The 14,473-nt window shown below is 51.7% G+C and carries 17 protein-coding genes; 2 read left to right on the top strand and 15 right to left on the bottom strand.

The features are described 5' to 3' along the window. Nucleotide 1: 1 nt before the first annotated feature. The 12 genes from M2108_RS14635 to M2108_RS14580 all read right to left on the bottom strand — a co-directional run bounded on the left by M2108_RS14635 (nucleotide 2) and on the right by M2108_RS14580 (nucleotide 9,621). Nucleotides 2-616 carry a hypothetical protein gene (locus tag M2108_RS14635; protein ID WP_277470014.1) on the bottom strand — a complete coding sequence of 205 codons (615 nt, stop codon included), beginning with the start codon at nucleotides 614-616 and terminating at the stop codon, nucleotides 2-4. A gap of 60 nt (nucleotides 617-676) precedes the next feature. After that, complete coding sequence (locus M2108_RS14630; RefSeq protein WP_277470015.1) at nucleotides 677-1,174, bottom strand: hypothetical protein; 498 nt, start codon at nucleotides 1,172-1,174, stop codon at nucleotides 677-679. Nucleotides 1,175-1,194: 20 nt separating this feature from the next. Beyond that, nucleotides 1,195-1,575 (bottom strand): hypothetical protein, encoded by a 381-nt coding sequence (locus M2108_RS14625; RefSeq protein ID WP_277470016.1) that lies wholly within the window; start codon nucleotides 1,573-1,575, stop codon nucleotides 1,195-1,197. Between the two features lie 14 nt (nucleotides 1,576-1,589). Next, a complete protein-coding gene (locus M2108_RS14620; protein WP_157889954.1) occupies nucleotides 1,590-1,733 on the bottom strand; it encodes a hypothetical protein in 144 nt (47 codons plus the stop codon). Nucleotides 1,734-1,739: 6 nt separating this feature from the next. Further along, nucleotides 1,740-1,958, bottom strand: a complete 219-nt coding sequence (locus M2108_RS14615; RefSeq protein WP_277470017.1) for a hypothetical protein — start codon at nucleotides 1,956-1,958, stop codon at nucleotides 1,740-1,742. A 99-nt stretch (nucleotides 1,959-2,057) separates the two neighbouring features. Next, nucleotides 2,058-2,927, bottom strand: coding sequence for a hypothetical protein (locus M2108_RS14610; protein ID WP_277470018.1), 870 nt, complete (start codon nucleotides 2,925-2,927; stop codon nucleotides 2,058-2,060). Between the two features lie 12 nt (nucleotides 2,928-2,939). After that, complete coding sequence (locus M2108_RS14605; protein ID WP_277470019.1) at nucleotides 2,940-3,989, bottom strand: hypothetical protein; 1,050 nt, start codon at nucleotides 3,987-3,989, stop codon at nucleotides 2,940-2,942. Nucleotides 3,990-4,002: 13 nt separating this feature from the next. Then, the gene (locus M2108_RS14600) at nucleotides 4,003-5,586 is read right to left on the bottom strand and encodes a P-loop NTPase family protein (protein WP_277470020.1); all 1,584 of its coding nucleotides are present in this window, start codon (nucleotides 5,584-5,586) and stop codon (nucleotides 4,003-4,005) included. After that, complete coding sequence (locus tag M2108_RS14595) at nucleotides 5,583-6,647, bottom strand: CpaE/TadZ family protein (RefSeq protein ID WP_277470021.1); 1,065 nt, start codon at nucleotides 6,645-6,647, stop codon at nucleotides 5,583-5,585. The genes M2108_RS14600 and M2108_RS14595 overlap by 4 nt, the downstream gene beginning before the upstream one ends. Before the next feature lie 15 nt (nucleotides 6,648-6,662). Beyond that, nucleotides 6,663-7,436: a CpaB family protein gene (locus M2108_RS14590; RefSeq protein ID WP_277470022.1), complete on the bottom strand. Its 774-nt coding sequence runs from the start codon at nucleotides 7,434-7,436 to the stop codon at nucleotides 6,663-6,665. Between the two features lie 113 nt (nucleotides 7,437-7,549). Then, nucleotides 7,550-8,446 (bottom strand): formyltetrahydrofolate deformylase, encoded by an 897-nt coding sequence (gene purU / locus M2108_RS14585; protein WP_277470023.1) that lies wholly within the window; start codon nucleotides 8,444-8,446, stop codon nucleotides 7,550-7,552. A gap of 47 nt (nucleotides 8,447-8,493) precedes the next feature. Beyond that, nucleotides 8,494-9,621, bottom strand: a complete 1,128-nt coding sequence (locus M2108_RS14580) for a deoxyribonuclease IV (protein WP_277470024.1) — start codon at nucleotides 9,619-9,621, stop codon at nucleotides 8,494-8,496. 172 nt (nucleotides 9,622-9,793) lie between these two features. Between M2108_RS14580 and M2108_RS14575 the strand changes: the two genes are divergently transcribed. Both M2108_RS14575 and M2108_RS14570 read left to right on the top strand, forming a co-directional pair. Further along, entirely contained in the window at nucleotides 9,794-10,258 is a 465-nt protein-coding gene (locus M2108_RS14575) for a DUF2621 domain-containing protein (protein ID WP_277470025.1), read from the top strand. A gap of 28 nt (nucleotides 10,259-10,286) precedes the next feature. After that, nucleotides 10,287-11,195: a TIGR01777 family oxidoreductase gene (locus tag M2108_RS14570; protein WP_277470026.1), complete on the top strand. Its 909-nt coding sequence runs from the start codon at nucleotides 10,287-10,289 to the stop codon at nucleotides 11,193-11,195. A gap of 5 nt (nucleotides 11,196-11,200) precedes the next feature. Here M2108_RS14570 and M2108_RS14565 read toward each other — a convergent pair whose 3' ends face one another. Genes M2108_RS14565 through M2108_RS14555 form a run of 3 tightly spaced genes read right to left on the bottom strand, consistent with a single transcriptional unit; the run spans nucleotide 11,201 to nucleotide 14,461 of the window. Further along, nucleotides 11,201-12,895 (bottom strand): DUF6382 domain-containing protein, encoded by a 1,695-nt coding sequence (locus M2108_RS14565; protein WP_277470027.1) that lies wholly within the window; start codon nucleotides 12,893-12,895, stop codon nucleotides 11,201-11,203. Between the two features lie 19 nt (nucleotides 12,896-12,914). After that, nucleotides 12,915-13,427 (bottom strand): A24 family peptidase, encoded by a 513-nt coding sequence (locus M2108_RS14560; protein WP_277470028.1) that lies wholly within the window; start codon nucleotides 13,425-13,427, stop codon nucleotides 12,915-12,917. Nucleotides 13,428-13,444: 17 nt separating this feature from the next. Further along, on the bottom strand, nucleotides 13,445-14,461 hold the full coding sequence (locus tag M2108_RS14555) for a TadE/TadG family type IV pilus assembly protein (RefSeq protein ID WP_277470029.1): 1,017 nt from the start codon (nucleotides 14,459-14,461) through the stop codon (nucleotides 13,445-13,447). Nucleotides 14,462-14,473 lie beyond the last annotated feature (12 nt).

Below are 14,473 nucleotides of genomic sequence, written 5' to 3'. Positions count from 1 at the left end.
CCTAGTTATCCTCTACAATATATTTTTCTGCAAATGCACCATTAAAATATAGATTGATTCGAAAATAATTAAAATCGCCTTTAAACATATACGCTTGGTAGGATGATAGCTGCTCTCCAGGATTAAGTCTCATACGGTTCACAGCTGATTTGTCGTTCATCTTAGCTAATCTGTAAACGGGTTCAAGAGGGTTAAGACCTTGGAATTGTAAAACCCACTTTTCACCGCCATTAAGAGTATCAAACAATTTATTGCTGTTATTTTTCACCGTAAATTTCGTCCACACCATATATTGGGGATTTAATAACAATCCGCTTTCCTCCCCATAACCATAAGTCTTTCGTAAACCGACTGCTTCCTTTGACTTAAAATCAAAAATCATTATCTTCTCGAGTGTATAACTCAGCCCACCAGCCGTAAGTGTTACAGGCAGCTCAACATCCTTCTTCAGCCCGTATTTAAACAAATTATCAGTCATAACTGTGGCTGCAGGTTTGGCGGAACTGGGGGCTGCAGCTGCAGCAGAAACCCGACCATCCGGGAATCCCCCACCCATTGAGAGCAGCTGACTTAACAAAAATACGGCTGTAGTTACTTTAACAATCGACTTTTTCATAATAGTATCCCCTTTAATGTTTTAGATTTAACTGCGGACTTGGACTAATCAGTCACTCGCCTAATCATCCGTCCTATACTCCTGCACCACCGGTACGATAATAGCCTCCTGGACTTTGGAGCGGGAGATCAGGACGGGATGCTGTGTCTCAATAACAGCGATGACCGAAGGGCCTTGTATGTATTTGGTGATGCCGTAGGTACTGTCTTCGTAAAGGAACGGAAAACCCGCTCCTGTTGAATCATCGACAATGTCGAATTTCATAATCTTCACTTGTGTTTGCAGCCTGCTGCCCGTGATAGGAGATAAGCTGTCATCAAGTCCGAGGTTTAACTGCAGTGACTCCCGGAAGGTGTTGTACGCTTCAGCCGGATCAATAATCAGGCGTCCCCGTGCACGCTCGGCTTCATTAAGCTCCTGTGATGCATCGTGTACAGCCATGTTGTTGGCATCTTTCAGCATGCTGCGCACCATGTCCCACTCCTGATTTTGAATCTGAAAAAACCAGGAGTAGACAAAGATCAGCAGGACAAAGGCCAGTTTAATCACATAGTCCATAGCTCAGACCCATTCCTCAATTAATCTAGATATTCACTCATAATAGAACCATGCCCATAATAATGAGTCGGCTGCGACCCACTGGAAAAATTATATGGAAACAGGTTTAACCGCGGAGCCTTAATGTACACGTCAAGCCGCTGTTTACGCTCCTGCACAAACTCCGTATTGCTGGAAATCACAATAGAAGCTTCCGGAAAGCCAACAGCCTTCAGATTGGCAATGACCTCATTTTTCATAGAGCTGGTGACTATTCCTTCTGTAGCTGCCTTTTGTGTGAGGTAGGAAGTGTTGGCTTTGACCTGCAGATCGAGCAGATAATCGATGTAAGTAAAAATAGGCTGAAGGAGAATAAATAAGACCAGCCACATAAACAATGCCCGGAGGACCGTTTCCTTCACACCCGTCCCTCCTTCTAGTATTGCTCAACTTGCTTGGTATGTTCGATGATATCATCCTGGCTGCCGCCGATTATATGGGTAGCTGCCGTGATAAAAATCCCCGCGATTACAAAACCGATGGCCAAAAACATGGCAACTGAGATCGAATCCTTTTTCATAACGGCTTAGACCGCAGGCCGGGTTGGAGCTTGTACCGCTGTTGTTGCTAAGCCAGGCTCTTGGGACTGAATTACGCTTACACTTACTCCCGGAATAACCGGTCTGTTATCGTCCGCATCATTGACTACATCACGGACTACAGGGACAAGAATCGCGATAACAATTGCCACACATAGGAATCCGATAGCGATAAACAAACCAGTGGAAATAGCGTCTTTTTTCATTGTAAATATCTCCCTTTTCATTTTATATTTTTAAACGCTGCTTGAATATATCAAAAACCTCATCCAAGCAAATTCTTGGATGCCGGATCGTGATTAAAATCACTGGAACATTCCCACTCCGTTAAAATTCCCTTTAATTAGCATGATGTATTGCATCGCGAGCGATACGATCATCAGGAATGTGGCGATTGAGGGGATAACGTTGATAATAGTAGAGACGTCGCCGATGAAGGACCATTTTTTCAAATACTGATCACTGGATATTTTGGTGATAATCTTGCCCTGCTCCCGCAAATAGTTGGCGGCCTCGTTATCGTCATCCATCCCTTCCGTTGCCAGCAGAATAGAGCGGATATCGTTGATAAAAGCATGCCTCTCCGGGAATTTCCCGCAAAACCATTCAATCGCCTTCTCTGTTCCCTCATCCACCGCCCGCTCGGACAGCTCGTACAGCTCCTGCCGGATATAATGGAATTGATTGGCCGTCCCCGCGCAGAAAGCGCCGAACTGTACATATCCGCGCTTGCGCAGCCGGTTGTTCTCGTATAGCCGGATGAAGGAGATCAGCTCGCCGTCCTTTTGGATCAGCGTTTTTTGATGCAGCCAGGCCAACAGCCAGCCAAACGGCAGATAACGCATGGGACTGCTGACGATCAGGATAAGCAGAGCTATCAATAAGTCCGCACCGGAAAAAGGGGCAACCTGCACAAAACCGCCAACCGCCTGGACCGCCAGGTACAGCAGTGCCGCCGAATATCGGAAAATCCTGATTTTACCTGCTGATACCGAAAGCCCGCTGGATTGCAGCAGCTGCTGGAGCCGTTCATTCTGCATCTTTTCACCGAGTGCTGTCCACTTGATCCCCAGCCGTAATGCATAACGTTCCTGCTTGCTGCTGCTGCTCACAAATACAAGCAAGGCCAGATAAACAACGCCGCAAATAGCAATCAAAAGCAATAACCGTTCCATCTTTATATCACCTCAGTGGTAGTCCAGTTTGGGCCTGGCAAGTATGGTACTGATCAGGAAGGATACGAACAGTCCGGCTATAATGACCATCAGAAAAGCAAGACCGACGCTCGTCTGAAACTGCAGTTTGAAATAGACATCAGGCTTCAGCATATACATGAAGGTTCCGACGGAGGATACCAGCACAACTAAATTCCCGTAAATCCCCAGACTGATTGCATCCCGGCTGCCTGCTTTTACCGTCAAAATGGTCTCCCGCTGCTGCTCCATCGAGCGGTTCAGCATCATCAGCGAGCTTTTGAGATGACGGGTCCCCTCCTTCTCGCAATATAGCAGATCAGATACAAACTCTATGGCAAAAGTAGTGCCGATCGCACCCGAGAACCGCATCGCCTCCTCCTTAAGCTCATATTCATTGCTGTAATTGGCAAATCCCGCTCCCAGCAGCCTTAGCGGTGTTTTCAGCACATTGTCCTCGGTCAAAAAATCAGCCGTCCTTGACAAAATGCTGTCCACCGACAGGTGCGTGAACTTAGAAGCAATTTTGATCACATCAAGCAGATCGTAGCTTCCGCGTACTTTCCGCTGGGCGCAGGTGTATCTCAACCGCAGGTATGGAATACTTGCCGTAAGGACCGATACAAACAGCGGAAGCCGCCAGGCCTCCTCAATAGGCATCCGCTCCCCGAAGCTGATTCCATCCAAAAAAGGATTGCTGAAGCTCATATGCCCGGGCAGCTCCCTTAGCGTAAGCATGGTGGACACAAAGACGGCAGCGAATAGAAAGGCCGTTTGCAGCGAAAAGCGTATCACGCTGATTCCAGGCTCATATCTCCGGTGTGCAAAATACAGCAGATCATCCAGGTGCCGGTACAGCCAGACCCGCTTATCCGCCCTGCTGACTTTTTTGCGGAGCAAACTCCTTCTAAGATTCATCTGCAAATCGACTTTCTGCCCCAGCTGCCGTAAATGCCGCTCAATCAGCGGTTTCACCATCAGCCATAGACCAAAAACAACCAGCAAATGCAGGGCAAAACGGATGATATAAAAAGCAAGCTCCACGCCTAACGCCCCCTCATTCGTTCAGCACAATCTTTGACTTCAGGCTTTCCTTGAGCGGCTCCTCCATCGGTTTCATTGCTGCCAGGTGCCCCAGTTCCCGGATGAATACGCGCATAGCTGCGGCATTCTTTTTGGTCATTTTGGCCATCAGCTTCCCGGTCAGCTTGTCATTATAGCTCCAGGCCGAACGTTCTTCCTCCCAGCGCATCAGATCATTGGCAAATACCGAGTTACGCTCTTCGTCATAAAAGACCTCCGAGATCCGCGTCAGCCGCTTCTTCCCGTCCGGAACACTTTCCAGAATAAACACCAGCTCACACGACTTCAGCGCCGAGATCAGATGTCCCTTCAGGCTGCCGCCGATCCGTGTGGAGACTGCAAAAGCACCCTGGTACGGAATATCCTCAGCATCAACCGTATGAAAGGTTCCTGTAATCCCGTCATAGCCCTTCTCGCCGCTCCAGAGATAAAACTCCCACTCGTTGTAACGCATTTCAGTCATATAGAGGATGTTCGGATCATGGCGCAGTGACTCCACCCCGACCTCCATCAGCTCCTCGTTGGCCGCCTGAATCGGAATAATCCGGTGACCTTTAATCTGGTAAGGCAGTATCGACTCCGGATGCTTCTCGATCATCACCACACCCATGCAGGAGCTTGAGCCCAGCAGCTGTTCGCCGACGATCGTGTTGGCAAAGGTTGTTTTGCCTGAACCCACTGCCCCCGCGATGATTGTGTTGCGGAATGTGCCGGCCAGCGCACGGATTAGCTCTATGGCTTCTGCCGGGATACATTCTGTTCCCGCCTGATCCTCCAGATCAAGAAACTCAACCACCTGCCGCCGCATGGAAATAGTTGTGAACCCGTCCCACACCCTGGGCGATACCCAAATCGCAAGCCGGATGAACCGGCCGGGCCACTGCGGATCATCCATTTTGAACTCCACTGAAGGATTGTCTTTGTTCAGCTTTTTGCCCGGATCGCTTTTGAGGAGAGAGCGTTTGAGCTGCTCCACCCGGTCCAGCGAGGGCATCTCATACGGATAAGCAACAAACTTGCCGCGGTGATTATAAAAAATCTGCCGTCCGATCATCTGCAGCCCGGTAGATTCACTGTAGGCACGGTCTGTGAACCAGCGGTAAGCCGGACCAAATCCTTTCCATTCATGAAAAAGTGCCTCTGCAGCAGTCCCATAAGCCTCCGGCACTTCGCCGGTGAACGGTGTCTTACGCAAATATTTTTCAATCTCATTCATAAAAAAGCTAACCGCCTGCGGATCACCAATCAGCGCCTTGGCATTCAGCTCGAAATAGCTGTCATCCTCCCGCTCCAGCCCTGCGTTCATGTCCTGCTTCATTTTTTGCAAAAAAGCATAGAAGTCCTCTTTTCCCGGCTTGCTGGTACGCAGAACACTCTGTTTCAGAGAAAAAAGAGGCCGTGCTTCAGGTAACAGATCCGCTCCACACTGCTCGGACAGATTGAAAGGCAATTCTGTTTCAGTTGCCTGCGGGTTCTGCTTCCGCCCTCCCGGACTGACATAACGCTGTCCGCTCACCCTGCGCGGCTTCGGCCGCATCTCCTCACGGTATTCAATCATTGAAAGATCCCCCGCTTCCGCACTTCCAGCGCAAGTCCCAGAGAGACCAGCAGGGCGTGAACCTTATCATCCACGTGCTGAAGCTCTTTTTTACCTAAAGGCAGGCTGTCAAGCAGCGGCTGATAATATGGCAGCTCCAGCAAAATCTCACAGCCGAAGCGCAGCGCCAGACTTTTGGGCGAGGACAATTCCTCCACATTGCTGCGGTTGATGATCCACTGAAAATCCTGCGGATGCAGCTCCATATGTCCGGCAAGCTCCATCAGAGCCTGCAGCCTGTATTCGTGTCTGGGATGCGTAACCATCATGCGCAGTGCCGATTTCTGCATTCCGGTATACCACGCGGCGCTTTCGGGAATCGAACCAAAATCAGCCACCACCACATCCGCATGCATACGCGCTTCTGCCAATAGATAAGCGATCTCCTCCTCCTGGTAATCATGGACGCTCAAATAGTCGAAATTGCCGGGCAGGTATACATATCCGTCCTGCTTAACCAGCCCTTCGAAGTCCTCACCATGAAGCATCTTGCCGGTGATCCGCGGCCGCAGCCTGTCCAGGCTGATATGCGTTTTACGGTCATAGCCGGGATCATACAGATCGAGCCCCAGTAAAATCACACGAAACCCTGCGGCGGCAATCCGTCTGGCGAACAGCTTGGCTGCACTGGTACAGCCAATTCCCGGACCCGAGCCGAAAAATCCTACCAGGTTACCGCGTTCTACACGTTCCTCCTCTGTAATAAAACGCAGCTTTTCAATAATTGCCGAGGCTGTGGAGCGAGGGGGCACAAAAAACATCCCCAGACTCTCACACAGCATGTGAATAGCCTGATAGCCGTGCACCCCTCTTTGCAGATACAGATACAGGATCGTGGACTGCGTGTATTGGCGGCTTAGTTCGGTTAAAGCGGACACTGGGACCTGTTCACTTGTTACAAGCAGCAGATGGCCTTCGGTGTGCGCCGGTTCTGGCAGTACATTTTGCGTAATGACCGTAAATCCGGCCAGCTTGATCTCATTAATCGTCAGCTGCTCGATCCCCAGACTGAATATTTTCATGAATGCTCCTCCTTCCTACTCCACACGAACAATCCACAGCTTGAGACCCTGCTCCAGATACTGTCCCAGCAGCTCGCCGTCGCTCTTCTTGAGCTTTAATTCAGGTGCCGCCACCTTGCCGGTTGAAGTAACGCGGTTATTGGTGTTGCCGTTCTCCGAATCCAGCACATCATTGTTATCCTCAGAACGTACATAGTTCACGGTGACCCCGCTCAGAAACACCCTTCGGGCGGCTGTTGTGGACCCGGAGTCCTTCTGTCCGCTGTCAGGTGCAGGTGCAGTTGTACCTGACGGCGGGAAGCCACCATCAGCATTACCGCTTCCACTCCCCGGTCTGTCTGCTTTATCGCCTTCCACCAGGTAAATATCCACCTTGTCCCTGCTGCGCAGCGAGCCGTTGATGGCATAAATCGCCTCCTTGGGAATGGGGAAAATCCCTTCATCAGCCTGCGGCTCCAGGTCACTGACATCGACCAGCGATGAGGTAAGAATGCTGCCGTCCATCAGATTGACATTGGTTATCTTGTCCTTTACCTGGCTGAACTCCGTAATCACACCTGAAGGAATGTCCTTGGTCTGGACTGAATCGAGATAGAGATCGCTTTGCTGCAGCTGAACATTTTTTGGAATAAATCCGCCGTCGGCCGCTTTAATTTTGACTACTGTCTGTGAGAGTACATAAGGCTTGAAGTATAAATCGTAGCCGAGCAGGCCGCCGAACCCGGCGAACAGGATCAGAAAGGCAAACAGATAATTGCGTTTTAACAGTTGTCTGCGCTGTGAAACCAAGCCCTTACCTCCTTAAGTACTGTTTTTTGGAACGAAAAAAGGCACTTTGGCAGACTTCGCCAAAATGCCGGTAAAATGCTTTTTTACCTGTGATGCTCTTCCGAACTATAGGGTTAGTTAAACACTACTGTTTTATTGTGATGCACAAGAATGCGGTCTTCAATATGCCATTTCACAGCCCGCGCCAGCACAACCCGCTCAATCGTACGGCCGATCCGCTTCAGCTCGTTCACATCATCGCTGTGGCTGACCCGCTGTACGTCCTGTTCGATAATCGGTCCGCCATCCAGCTCTTCGGTGACATAGTGGGCGGTTGCACCAATAATCTTCACCCCGCGCTGGTAAGCCTGCGCGTAAGGCTTGCCGCCGACGAACGCCGGCAGGAACGAGTGATGGATATTGATAATCCGGTGCCGGTAATGCTCGATGAACGACGGTGAGATGATCTGCATATAGCGGGCGAGGATGATCACATCGATGTCGCTGCCGATAACCTCCAGCTGGCGCTTCTCAGCCTCAGCCTTGGTCTCAGCCGTAACCGGAATATGGTGGAATGGAATGCCGAACGATTCAACGTAGGCCTGCATATCCGTATGGTTGCTGACCACCATGGCAATATCCGCATCCAGATCACCGGCCTGCCATTGCCAGAGCAGCTCAACCAGACAGTGGTCTTCTTTGGAAACAAAGATCGCCAGTCTTTTCTTATGGCTCACATTAAAAATCTGCCAGTCCATCTTAAAGCGCTCGGCAACTCCGCCAAAAATATTGCGCACCTCATCCAGCCGTTCTTCCAGCTTGGGCAGATCAAACTCCACTCTCATGAAGAACATACCGCCGTCCGGGTCCATTGTATACTGGTCTGACTGGACGATATTTGCTCCATGCTGATACAAAAAATGCGAGACAGCCGCTACAATACCCGGCCCGTCCGGACAAGAAATGAGCATGCGCGCCCGGTCCGGATATTGTCCGCCTGAAGAATGATCTCTTTTTACATGTAATTCCATAGTCCCCTGTCCATCCTCTCATCTTCTAGCACATTCTGTAGTTTTGCTTAAGCGTTCACGAGTGCCTGTCTGCCTGCCAGCCAGGCGATCAGGCGCTGATTGACGGCTTCCTCACTAAGCTGCGGGAAGAGTCCGGCTGCCAGAACATTATCATACAGCCTTTCCAGCGGTTCACGCGGGTCAGCCTTTTTGGCTTTGGCGTCATTCTTGAGCAGCTCCCATACATCGAGCACGTACCGGCGCGAATCAAGCTCCTGCTTGGCGAAGAACGAATGCAGCTCTTCCACTTCCTGCAGGAATTCTGCACCGAAGCGTTCTGCCACATTACCGCGCAGCAGGGCGATTTCGATCTCATACATCGGGCGGAGCTTCTTGGCATCCTTTCCGATCCATGGAGTCTCCAGAATAAACGGCAGCCCTGCAAGCGCTTCGTGGTGGACGACCTTATTAATCGTCTCAAAACCGATCCAGCCTGAACCAATTGGAGTATGGCGGTCTTTACCCGCTCCGCGCGGATTTTTGCTGTCATTGATATGGATTACGCCGAGCCGCTTGAGGCCGATAATCTCATCGAACTTTCGGAGCACCCCGTCCAGGTCGCCAACGATGTCATAGCCGGCATCATGAATGTGACAGGTGTCCAGACAGATGGACAAGCGCTCGTTATGTACGACCTTGTCAATAATGGAGGCAATTTCCTCGAAGCTGCGGCCGACTTCTGTTCCTTTGCCGGCCATCGTCTCCAGGGCAATGTGCACTTCCGTCTCGTTCGTACCGCCAAGCACCTCATTCAGCCCGTCGGCAATCCGCTGGATACCGTATTCTGCATCCTTGTCAGTATACGCCCCCGGATGAAGTACGATATGCTTGACCTCCAGCTGATGGGTACGGCGGATCTCCTCCTGCAGAAAATCAACAGCAAGCTGATAGGTATTATCCTTATAGGAACCCAGATTAATGATATATGGAGCATGTACCACAATCTCTTCTACTCCGTTCGCTTTCATTGCGAGCTTTCCTTCAGCAGGGTACATGGCTTCGATCGGCTTGCGGCGTGTATTCTGCGGCGCCCCGGTATATATCATGAACGAACTGGAACCATACTCATTTGCTTCATTGGCTGCGCTCAAGAGACCCTTGTCCGCGCAGGACACATGTGAACCTATTTTCAGCATGCCTTTTTTCCCTCTTTCCTTCACGAATTAACCCTTATTCTACCGTGATCGGGAAAATAAATCTAGGCAAGCCCCGGCAAGCTGCTTCCACTTCGCAAAACTTTGGAAATACGCTATACTTTAGATGAGATGAAGGTTTGTGACAATCATCATTGTCAAAGGCGGTGTATACATGTTTTCTGTATCAGGATTCAGGTTATTATCGTCAGGACCAAGCAACTGGTTTATGAACTCTATCGTATTTTGGACCTTTTTACTGCTGGGCTGCATGTGCATCGGCGGTTATTTCATGTTCCGCAAATTCCTCAAGGTGCTGCCCAAAGCGGATGGCAAGTCCAAGCTGGACTGGCAGAACTACTGGGTGGAACGCAGCCGGCCGCTGTGGAGCGACGAAATGAAGGCTTTTCTGGACCAGCTCGTGCAGCCGGTGCCCGGACCCTTCCGCGATATAGCCAAGCATTCCATCGCTGCCGAGATCGGCAAAATTGCTGTTGAAAGCGGCGCTCCGGCGGTTACCCGGGAACACTGCATTAAAGGCTATATCGTAGCTACCCCGCGCCGGGACAACAAGTTCCTTGTATCTTTCCTGGAAAAGAACGGGATCGACTACTCTCCCTACCGTCATCTGATCAAGTAAGCCGCATCCTGAAACGGAGGATTTCAGCATGAAATACATTATCTGCGGCGGCAGCGGCTTTATCGGCCGTGAGCTCACTGAATTGTGGCTTACAGCCGGACATCAGCTCATTGTCGCCGGACGCAAGCTGCCCAAAGAGGCATCTTCTCACCCTGCTCTAAGTTATACAACCTGGGACGACCTCGCCGCCAATCCGGAATTGGCAGAGAACGCCGATGCGCTGGTCAATCTGGCCGGAGCTTCGCTCAGCCAGCGCTGGAACGCTGACGGTAAGCGGGCTATTATGCAGTCCCGGCTTAAAACGGTGGAAGCCGCCGGCAAACTGATTGCGGTGCTAAAGCATAAGCCGCCTGTCATTGTACAGGCTTCCGCCGTCGCCATATACGGCACCTCGCTCACGGATACCTATAACGAGGACTCACCTGCCCGGGTGGTAGATTTTCCCTCGGAGGTGGTCCAGACCTGGGAGGCCGCCGCAGATGCAGCCTATCAGGATATACGGCTCATCAAGCTGCGGACAGGTGTTGTGCTCGGCAACGAAAGCGGAGCCTTTCCCAAGATGAAGCTGCCCTATAAGCTTGGCTTTGGCGGCAAAATCGGCAGCGGGAAGCAGTGGTTATCCTGGATTCACCTTGAGGACATCGCGCGCCTGATCGATTACTGTGTACGCACCCCGGAAATCACCGGCCCCGTTAATGCCACCGCCCCTAACCCGGTGACCAACGAGCAGTTTGGCCGGATGATCGGCAAAGTGTACCATCGTCCGCACTGGTTTCCGGTGCCCGCGTTTGTATTAAAGGCAGCTGTCGGCGAGCTGTCGGAAATCTTGCTGGAAGGCCAGCGTGTACTCCCTTCCAAAGCGGTAAGCCATGGCTTCACCTTCAGCTATCCGACTCTGCAGCCGGCACTGGAGCAGCTGAAATCAGAGAAGCAATGATTCATTCAGGCGGTACGAAAAGTATAGCTGCCCTTAATAATTGTAAAGACGCTGCCTTCAGTCAGCGGATATTCTTTATAAGGAATCATTGGATTCCCCTGATACAGCGTGCCGTTCCGCGAGTCCAGATCCTTAATGATGTAACCGGCAGGGCCTCTGGAAATTTCTGCGTGCACCCTGGAAGCCCCCTCGGACTTCTCTACATACTGGGCCACATCAGGTGACCGGCCGATTATGAAGCTTGCACGGTCCAGTTCAATCTTCTCGGGTGCCCCATCCTCATCTGCGCCGGTGCGTTCCAAAAAGGGACCGGCCGGGCGGAGCTGCCCCTTCGCCTGTCTACTGACCGCGTTATCGCTGGCCGTAAGCAGCGCTGTTGCCGCCACAGCAGCGGGCTGAGGCGGCACTAGTCCCGCAGCCCCTGATAATGAGCCCCCGGAATCCTGCCTTACCTGTGAAGGCGGCTTCTGTTCAGCCCCCTGCTGAACATGCGGCCTTGCCGGAACTACCGGATTTCGGCCAAAATCCCACTCTGAACGGAACGGTTTACGGTTTACACTGCGCTCCCGGGTCTCAGCTAATGCAGATTCAGGTATCTCTCTGCTTTCGTCACTGACAGGGTCCAGCACAGCCATGATCCTCCCGCTCCACACCATCCAGCTTACAGCCGCAAATATAACAGTAGCGGCAATACAAACAGCCAGCCACATGGTCATCGGCCTGTCCAGGTACAGGAATTTCCAGAGCAGGGCATCAGCCAGAACAGCACCCAATACAGTATATGTTCTGTAGGAAGAAGGCACTGCGACTGCAGGTTCTCCTGAATCCTCCAGATCATCCGCCCCGACTTCTTCACTCAGCCTCAGCTTCGGCAAACCGTTTCCCCATCGCAGCTCCTTAGCGTGGTTACTGTCACTTGCTGTTTCCTCTGATCGGGCACTTAGCTGTCTCTGCTTCACAGATATTCCCGTAGCTGCAGGAGCTGCAGTAAACCCTGCCGGTACATAAGCCTGCGGGCCCTCTCTAAGCCGGACTGGCATTTCTCCGGATACAGCAGTTCCCCCATCAGGCGGCACCTTTAACGAGACAGCTTCTGTACTGCCTGCAAGCTTCCCGGCGGAATGATCTTCTGCGAGCAGCTCTGCCAGCAGGCCCTTGAGCCCGGACGGTGAAAAATCCCCGCTCCCGCAATACTGAAGTAATCGCTGCACCCCGCTTCCCGATAACTCCGTCACAGATGCAACAAGTACCATAATGAGCGACTTCACTGCTTCTCCCGAAGATATTGGCGCTCCTGTCGGCTGCAAAGGTATGTAAGTAAGAAACACCTTGCCGCTGCCAAGCGGCCCTTCAATAAAAATATAATCCTTATGAAGCGCGTACTGCTCAGCCCGCAGCATATATTGTCTGCCTTCCTCCATGCCCCGGGCAATCTGCAGCAGCAGTCCAAAGAGCTCCGCCATACTCATTTTTTCGCTTTTCAGCAGGTGACTGAGCATTTTGCGCCGGGATACGGCGTACTCCAGCGTCACCTTGAGATCAATTTCCCTAAGCAGCAGCCGCAGATGATGCGGGATAGCAGTGTTCATCAGCATTTTCGCCTGGACCATATTCAGCTCTGCCAAAGATAATCCTTCAGCAGTACCAAGCTGCATGGAGATGCCGTCCTGCTGTATGAAATCACGGTTTAATCCGAACAAGATATGTTCCACCTCCCATCTAAAAGCAGAAATAGGTATACAGAAATCCTGGTATCACAGCCAGCATGAACGGAAATCTCAGCATCTCACTGCCTGCACCGCTTCTTAAAAGGGCTGGCCTCTGCAGCAGCAAAAGTCCGGCTGTTCTGCTCAGTATACTGCGGATTCCCCCGGCCGCCTCCCGTCTAAAGAGCACAATGATCCAGCCGATTACCGCCCCGAATAATATGGAGTACATGATGACCTGAAAGGTAAACCATATCCCTGTCCAGGCTCCAATCCCCGCAAAAAGCTTTACATCTCCCGCTCCGACCGCCCCCATACCATACAGGAGCAGGAGAACGGCAAATCCGGCAGCAGCACCGGTCAGTGCAAACAACAGCCCGTGACCTCCGGATACAACACTCCTTGTCAGCAGTCCCGTTATCAGGGCAAATACAGAAATCCAGTTCGGTATCCTCATCCACAGTAAATCTGTGACAAAGGCCGCTGCCAGTATCACCAGACAGCCCCCAAAGGCCCACCCTGCCATACCGTCCTCTCCTTCATTTATAATCTTTTTACAACTCTAAAAACGGCCTCCAGGCTGGTGCCATCCTCTAGCGTAACAATAAACGTCCAGGAGCCGGGTGTCGTATTCACCCCGATCTTCCACTCCCATTCGATGTACCCGGACTCGTCGGCCTGCTTCCAGCCTAAATGCCTGGCTGTACTTTGGCCGCTTTTGTAGAATATCGAAAGATTTGCCGTTGCTCCCGGGGGAACCTGGACCCTGATTTTCCCTTGCTTGTTAGCAACACCAGGGTCAGGCTTCTCCAGTACGACGATATAACCTTGCGGCTCTTCAGTTCCGCTCTCTCCGCCCTGCCCGGAAGCATCGGTGTTCCCTACCCATACCCGTTCTAAGCTGCTGGCTTCCAGGACAATGGCTTTATTCAGAAAGGGCACCTTCATCGGGAGCTCGTAACTGACAACCAGTCCGAAGTACGGGCGTGTCCCCTTCTTCAAATCGGGAATTGTGACATTGGAGACATGGATCCGTTCATAATCAAGCCAGTCTGTGGCCAGGTAGGGCTTCATTAACGGTTTAAGCACATGATCAAGCACAGCCTCCGAGGTCTCAGCCTGCAGCTCCTGCAGAGGGCCCTCTGCCCGCTGCACAGCCGCTCTGACCCAATCATTGATAGGTGCTGGCATCTCCTCTACGTAACTGCCGCTCCACTCCTCAAGTGACAGGCGGGGAATACTCCACTTCCCGGAGGCTGCGCCTGCGGCCGCTTCATCCGCTGTTCCCCCGGCATTTGCAGCAGGGCCTGCTTCATCCGGGCCGCCATTGTCTGCCTGACCCCATTTCTGTGCCGCCAGCGCCGCCGGATAGATATGCGTGGATATCACTTTGACTGTGTCAGATGCCGTACTTTGCAGTGCCGTCGAGTATAGGGTCATCTGAATGATAAAAATCAAAAACAGGACAAACAGCAGAAACAACGGGAGCACCATCGCCGCTTCAACAACCATACTGCCTTCATCCCGCTGCTTCTTGGGACTCTGATTCCGGCCCTTCATTCTTCCCTCCTT

It is taken from the genome of Paenibacillus sp. PastM-3 (assembly GCF_029893965.1).
Taxonomy (GTDB): domain Bacteria; phylum Bacillota; class Bacilli; order Paenibacillales; family Paenibacillaceae; genus Paenibacillus_AQ.
The sequence above is the reverse complement of the archived record's forward strand: the minus strand, read 5'-3'. Positions and strand labels throughout refer to the sequence as shown.

Bases quoted from the DNA above. Each gene is read 5' to 3' on its own strand.
- M2108_RS14580 (WP_277470024.1), bottom strand. From the start codon at position 9,621: ATGCTGAAAATAGGTTCACATGTGTCCTGCGCGGACAAGGGTCTCTTG.
- M2108_RS14610 (WP_277470018.1), bottom strand. From the start codon at position 2,927: ATGGAACGGTTATTGCTTTTGATTGCTATTTGCGGCGTTGTTTATCTG.
- M2108_RS14595 (WP_277470021.1), bottom strand. From the start codon at position 6,647: ATGAAAATATTCAGTCTGGGGATCGAGCAGCTGACGATTAATGAGATC.
- M2108_RS14635 (WP_277470014.1), bottom strand. From the start codon at position 616: ATGAAAAAGTCGATTGTTAAAGTAACTACAGCCGTATTTTTGTTAAGT.
- M2108_RS14600 (WP_277470020.1), bottom strand. From the start codon at position 5,586: ATGATTGAATACCGTGAGGAGATGCGGCCGAAGCCGCGCAGGGTGAGC.
- M2108_RS14615 (WP_277470017.1), bottom strand. From the start codon at position 1,958: ATGAAAAAAGACGCTATTTCCACTGGTTTGTTTATCGCTATCGGATTC.
- M2108_RS14630 (WP_277470015.1), bottom strand. From the start codon at position 1,174: ATGGACTATGTGATTAAACTGGCCTTTGTCCTGCTGATCTTTGTCTAC.
- M2108_RS14620 (WP_157889954.1), bottom strand. From the start codon at position 1,733: ATGAAAAAGGATTCGATCTCAGTTGCCATGTTTTTGGCCATCGGTTTT.
- M2108_RS14570 (WP_277470026.1), top strand. From the start codon at position 10,287: ATGAAATACATTATCTGCGGCGGCAGCGGCTTTATCGGCCGTGAGCTC.
- M2108_RS14560 (WP_277470028.1), bottom strand. From the start codon at position 13,427: ATGGCAGGGTGGGCCTTTGGGGGCTGTCTGGTGATACTGGCAGCGGCC.
- M2108_RS14575 (WP_277470025.1), top strand. From the start codon at position 9,794: ATGTTTTCTGTATCAGGATTCAGGTTATTATCGTCAGGACCAAGCAAC.
- purU (WP_277470023.1), bottom strand. From the start codon at position 8,446: ATGGAATTACATGTAAAAAGAGATCATTCTTCAGGCGGACAATATCCG.
- M2108_RS14555 (WP_277470029.1), bottom strand. From the start codon at position 14,461: ATGAAGGGCCGGAATCAGAGTCCCAAGAAGCAGCGGGATGAAGGCAGT.